Origin of the sequence: Crocosphaera sp. XPORK-15E (assembly GCF_034931425.1) — a bacterium.
GTDB lineage: Bacteria > Cyanobacteriota > Cyanobacteriia > Cyanobacteriales > Microcystaceae > UHCC-0190.
Window position 1 is genome coordinate 1 of record NZ_JAYGHQ010000050.1, and the last position, 5,678, is coordinate 5,678.

The 5,678-nt window shown below is 35.4% G+C and carries 8 protein-coding genes; all 8 read left to right on the plus strand.

The window, feature by feature from the left end:
- The first annotated feature begins 108 nt into the window (after positions 1-108).
- The 8 genes from VB691_RS24050 to VB691_RS24085 all read left to right on the plus strand — a co-directional run bounded on the left by VB691_RS24050 (position 109) and on the right by VB691_RS24085 (position 5,418).
- Entirely contained in the window at positions 109-1,560 is a 1,452-nt protein-coding gene (locus tag VB691_RS24050) for an Eco57I restriction-modification methylase domain-containing protein (RefSeq protein WP_323294061.1), read from the plus strand.
- 174 nt (positions 1,561-1,734) lie between these two features.
- Positions 1,735-2,637, plus strand: a complete 903-nt coding sequence (locus tag VB691_RS24055; RefSeq protein ID WP_416245491.1) for an Eco57I restriction-modification methylase domain-containing protein — start codon at positions 1,735-1,737, stop codon at positions 2,635-2,637.
- A 54-nt stretch (positions 2,638-2,691) separates the two neighbouring features.
- Positions 2,692-3,114: a hypothetical protein gene (locus VB691_RS24060; RefSeq protein WP_323294063.1), complete on the plus strand. Its 423-nt coding sequence runs from the start codon at positions 2,692-2,694 to the stop codon at positions 3,112-3,114.
- 229 nt (positions 3,115-3,343) lie between these two features.
- Positions 3,344-3,793, plus strand: a complete 450-nt coding sequence (locus VB691_RS24065; RefSeq protein WP_323294064.1) for an REP-associated tyrosine transposase — start codon at positions 3,344-3,346, stop codon at positions 3,791-3,793.
- A gap of 269 nt (positions 3,794-4,062) precedes the next feature.
- Positions 4,063-4,398, plus strand: coding sequence for a DUF6883 domain-containing protein (locus tag VB691_RS24070; RefSeq protein ID WP_323294065.1), 336 nt, complete (start codon positions 4,063-4,065; stop codon positions 4,396-4,398).
- Positions 4,399-4,406: 8 nt separating this feature from the next.
- Positions 4,407-4,673: a DUF4926 domain-containing protein gene (locus VB691_RS24075; RefSeq protein ID WP_323294066.1), complete on the plus strand. Its 267-nt coding sequence runs from the start codon at positions 4,407-4,409 to the stop codon at positions 4,671-4,673.
- Between the two features lie 39 nt (positions 4,674-4,712).
- A complete protein-coding gene (locus VB691_RS24080) occupies positions 4,713-4,988 on the plus strand; it encodes a DUF2281 domain-containing protein (protein WP_323294067.1) in 276 nt (91 codons plus the stop codon).
- A complete protein-coding gene (locus VB691_RS24085) occupies positions 4,975-5,418 on the plus strand; it encodes a type II toxin-antitoxin system VapC family toxin (RefSeq protein ID WP_323294068.1) in 444 nt (147 codons plus the stop codon). The genes VB691_RS24080 and VB691_RS24085 overlap by 14 nt, the downstream gene beginning before the upstream one ends.
- The last annotated feature ends 260 nt before the right edge of the window (positions 5,419-5,678 follow it).

Here is a 5,678-nt window from a genome sequence, read left to right on the forward strand (position 1 = left end):
CACTTCCTGTAAAGCTTCTGTGTTTTGCGATCGCAGATTTTGTGAGAAATACGGGTCTTAGCCATTCGTCATTTATCTCTCTATGAAAATCGGGGACAGTTACGACGGGTGAATGATGCGGCTTTGGATGTGGAAGAATTGGGCAGTGTTTATGAAAGTCTTTTAGATTTTACCCCCAAAATCGTCACTTATGAGGGAATTTATGCTTTTAAATTGGTGGCAGGAAGCGATCGCAAAACTACTGGCTCTTATTATACCCCTCCTGAGTTGGTGGGACAGTTGATCAAGTCGGCGTTAGAACCTGTTATTAAGGAAAAATTAGCACAAGTACGGAGTGGGGAGCAGGGAGTAGGGAGTAGTGCGAGCATCCTGCTCGCTAATCCCCAAAAAGTGAGCCAGAATCAGGACAATTCAGGAAGCCAGAATCACTATAATTTAGGTCGCCAGAATCAGGATAATTTAGGGAGTAGTGCGAGCATTCTGCTCGCTAATCCCCAAAAACGAAGCCAGAATCAGGATAATTTAGGAAGCCAGAATCAGGATAATTTAGGGAGTAGTGCGAGCATCCTGCTCGCTAATCCCCAAAAAGGGCGCGATAATCAGGATAATTCAGGTCGCCAAAATCAGGATAATTTAGGGCGCGATAATCAAGATAATTCAGGTAAAAATCAGGATAATTTAGGGAGCGAGACGCTCCCACTCCTTACTCTTCAACAGCGACAAGAAGCAGCTTTGCTCAGTATAACGGTTTGTGACCCCGCTTGTGGGAGTGGACACTTTTTATTGGCAGCAGCAAGGCGTATTGGTAAGGAATTAGCCCGAATTCGCACGGGGGAGGTTCATCCGTCTCCTGAACCGTTGAGTCAAACGGTACGGGATGTCATTCAGCATTGTATCTATGGGGTGGATTATAATCCTCTTAGTGTGGATCTGTGTAAAGTGGCTTTGTGGATTGAAGGTTTTTGCAAAGGATATCCCTTAAACTTCTTAGATCATCGTATTAAATGCGGTAATTCTTTGGTGGGAGTGTTGGATATTTCTGTGTTAAAAGAAGGGATTCCTGAAGGGGCATTTAAAGCTGTGACGGGGGATGAAAAACAATGGGCAACGGCGTTGAAAAAACGGAATCAAAAGGAGATAGAATCGATTGAAAATAATCAATTATCTTTATTTGATAACTTAGGAAATGAGTTAGGAAAGTACGCTCAAGATGGGCAAAAATTAGGTAATATTCCTGAAGTAACCACCGATGATGTTAAGCGAAAAAAAGAACAGTATATTAGCAGTCACAGTGAGGAAAATGAGGGATGGTGGCGTGATTATTCCGCTTGTAATTTGTGGACGGCAGCCTTTTTTATGCCCTTGACTGAAGGGAATTTACAGTTACTTCCCACAACAGCCACGTTACATCGATTATTAGAAGGGAATAAAACTACTGAAGCAGTGGTTAAAGCTGCGAATAAGTTAGCAGAAGAAAAACGCTTTTTTCATTGGTGTTTAGAGTTTCCTGAAGTGTTTGATCATGGGGGATTTAGTTGTGTTTTAGGTAATCCTCATTGAGAACGTATTAAGCTACAAGAAAAAGAGTTTTTTGCCTCTAAAGATGAAAATATTGCTACTGCTCAAAATAAAGCAGCAAGAGAAAAGTTAATTAAGCGATTAGCACAAGATAATCCTAAACTTTTACAAGAGTTTGAAGAAGCAAAACATGATGCTGATGCACAAGGTAAATTTATTCGAGAGTCAGCACGATTTTTATTAACTAGCAAAGGAGATATTAATACTTATGCAGTGTTTGCTGAAACGGTAAGAAAGTTAATTAATACTGATGGACGTTTAGGGGTAATTGTTCCTACTGGAATAGCAACTGATGCAACTTGTCAGAATTTCTTTGGTGACTTAATTCAAAAAGAAAACTTAAGCAATCTTTATGATTTTGAGAATAGAAAAAAGTTATTTTCTGCTATTGCTAGTGAAATAAAATTTACTTTACTGGGAATTAGTGGGAAAGCAACTCAAAATACTGATTTCTCCTTTTTTCTAACTCAAGCTAAACAAATTGAGGATAAATCTAGAGTCTTTCAATTATCCCCTAAAGATATTGCTTTAATGAATCCTAATACTTTAACTTGTCCCGTATTTCGGACTAAAGTAGATGCCGAATTAACGAAAAAAATCTATCAGCTTGTACCTGTTTTAGAAAATGAAAAAACAGGTAATAATCCTTGGGGTATTTCATTTATGCGTATGTTTGATATGAGTAATGATAGCCATTTATTTCAAAATTCAGCAGGACAAGGATTAGTTCCTTTATATGAAGGAAAGATGTTTCATCAATTTGATCATCGCTTTGGTTGTTATAATCAAGGAATGGTAGATGGAGATAAAAATACTTTTCGAGCAATACCTACTCCTACAATTGAACAAAGACAAAACCATGATTTTACTATAAAGTCTCGTTACTGGGTTGATAAGTCTGAAGTTCAAAATAGATTAGCTAGTAAGTGGAACAAGGAATGGATTCTGAGTTTTAGAAATATTTGTCGTTCAGTTGATGAACGAACAGCTATTTTTAGCTTATTACCAAAAGTTGGAGTAGGTAATAGTGCGCCTGTTATGATTTTAGCTGTTGATTAAGCAAATTTAGTATCTTGTTTAATAGCAAGTTTAAGTAGTTTAGTTTTTGATTTTGTGACTCGTCAAAAAGTAGGTGGAACTAACTTTAACTTCTTCATCGTTAAACAACTCCCTGTTATTCCTCCCGACTGGTACACAGAAGAAGACATCGAATTTATCAGCAGTCGAGTTTTAGAATTAGTTTACACTGCTTATGACATGAAACCCTTTGCAGAGGATATGGGATACAGTGGGGAACCGTTTATTTGGGATGAACAAAGACGGGCTATATTAAGAGCTGAACTTGATGCAAAATTCGCCAAACTTTACGGTTTAACCCGTAATGAACTACGCTATATTTTAGATCCTGCTGATGTTTATGGCGAAGATTTTCCCTCCGAAACTTTCCGAGTCTTAAAGAATAATGAGATGAAGAAATACGGCGAATATCGTACCAAAAGATTAGTTTTAGCTGCGTGGGATATGATGGGATATTAGGAGTGTGAGCGTCTCGCTCACTGATAATTCTATTTTTAGGGAGCAGGATATTGAAGGTTTAGGGAGCAAGGTATTGAAAGTTTAGGGAGCAGGATGCTCCCATTCCCGAAGAAAAGGAGTGTGAGCGTCTCGCTCATTGATAATCCTATTTTTAGGGAGCAGGATATTGAAGGTTTAGGGAGCAGGATGCTCCCACTACCAAGAAAAATACATTAATTTATCAAAAATTATGCCCTACAAAAAGCCATTACCAAAATTAGAAATTAAAGGAGGAATTTATTTCATCACCTTTACCACTTACGAACGGTTAGAATTAAATAATGAAGCGAGAAAATTAGTCTTAGATGCTTGTCTATATTTTCACGAAAAACGCTATTATTTGTATATTGTCGTTATTATGTCAGATCATGTTCATTTATTAATTAAACCCTATCCGAAATCAACAGATGAATATTGGTCAATCGGTAGTATTTTACACAGTATAAAAAGCTATAGTTCTAAGCAAATTCCTAAAACAATGAAACATATCGGCAAAGTTTGGCAAGATGGACGTTATGATGTCTTAATCAAAAATCGTCAACAGTTTTTGAACACTTGGGAATATATTAGACAAAATCCAGTTAAAGAAAAATACTCTGATGTCCCAGAAAATTATCCTTTTTTATGGGAAAGTTTTTAAGATAGTGAAACCTTTAGAATATTAAAAAATAATGAGATTAAGAAATAGGTTGAATATCGTACTCAAAGATTAGTTTTAGCAGTATGGGATATGATGGAATATTAGGAGTGTGAGCGTCTCGCTCACTGATAATTCTATTTTTAGGGAGCAGGATGCTCCCACTACCATAATATAATTATGAAATATTAGGAGTGTGAGCGTCTCGCTCACTGATAGATATTGGGATATGATGGGATATTAGGAGAGTGGAATCAATTTAATCTTAAACTATGAAGCTACCCAATCCAGAAAAAGCTATACTAGGAGATAAGTTAGAACGTTATTGTTTAAACTTTCAGCATAGTCTAGGAAAAAATAAAGCTTTAATTTTTCAGAAGCGTTTGGGAATCACACTCACTAATAAAAAAATCTTAGAAGATGCTTTATTGATAGCTATTCAGGAACATGAAGCGATACTATATAAACAAGATTCCTTTGGTATTCATTATGATGTTAAATTTTTCTTAGAGACAGAAATTGGATCATCATTAGTTTTAAGTTCATGGATTATTCGTTTTGAAGAAAATTTTCCCAGATTAACCAATGTATATCCCGTTGATAAGTGAGGCCAATTATGGAGAATATTAAGGAGTATGATATAGTTGTCTTGACTCAAGATATTCAAGCAACACATAAACAAACACATAAACCTATTTTATTACGTCGAGGTCAAGTAGGAACAGTGTTAATGGACTTTGAACAAAAAGCATTTTTAATTGATTTTGCTGACCAAGATGGGGTTACTTATGCAATGGAAACGGTTGATCAAGAAAAATTAATTCCTTTACTTTATCAACCTTGTGAAGTATTAGCTTTAAGACCTGGCAAAATCATCTTCTGATTCAGAAATTGTTATCCATCATTATTAAAATCAAAGAACATGATTAATCTTGAACAATTACAGCGTGAACTTGATGAATTACCCGAAGAAGCACAAGCATTACTAATGGATTTTGTAGAATTACTAAAAAAACGGTACGGAATAAATGAAAAACAAAAAATGAAATCAGAAACAAAACTTGATGATCAATTAAGTACGTTAGATATATTAAAAGACTCTGGATTAATTGGCTGTATTAGTGCAGAACCTGACCTTTCTACTAATTATAAATCCGTTCTTAAAAAGGGATTAGACTCCAAGTATGATAATCGTTGACACGGGATTCTGGGTAGCTTTATTTAACGATAAAGACCAATATCATCAAAACGCGCAACAGACGTTAGCGCAATATTCCTATGAACCTTTAATCACAACTTGGAGTGTTTTAACTGAAAGTTGTTATCTGCTTTTACAGCGTTCTCCAAGTACCTATCAAGGAGTCCAAAAACAGATTAAATTAATAAATATTTTTCAACGACATCCACAACAATTTCAATTATTCCATCTTCAAGATACTCATTTAGAACGAATTCAAGAACTTATGAAACAATATCAAAGTCTGCCAATGGACTTAGCAGATGCTTCTCTAGTGATTTTAGCAGAAGATTTAGGAACTGGTCGTATTTTATCAATAGACAATCGAGATTTTAATACCTATCGATGGAAAAATAATAAACCATTTGTTAATCTTTTTCAAATAAATTAACCCTTATTCCTATTTATATCTAGTCTATAATATTTGTATAAATATTTTTTATTAATCTTCTACAGATCCATCTAATAAGTTCCTGAACAAAATTAATTGCACACCTTCATAATGTATAACCATTATACAATCAGGGTTTGAGTCTAGCTCAATGTGCAATTAATTTTGTGTGATCACTTATCGTTAGAGATTGGTTGAGATAAGCGGCTCTCCCGTACCTGTGGTGATAAGTACGGCTTATTAAAATAAGCAAGCTAATA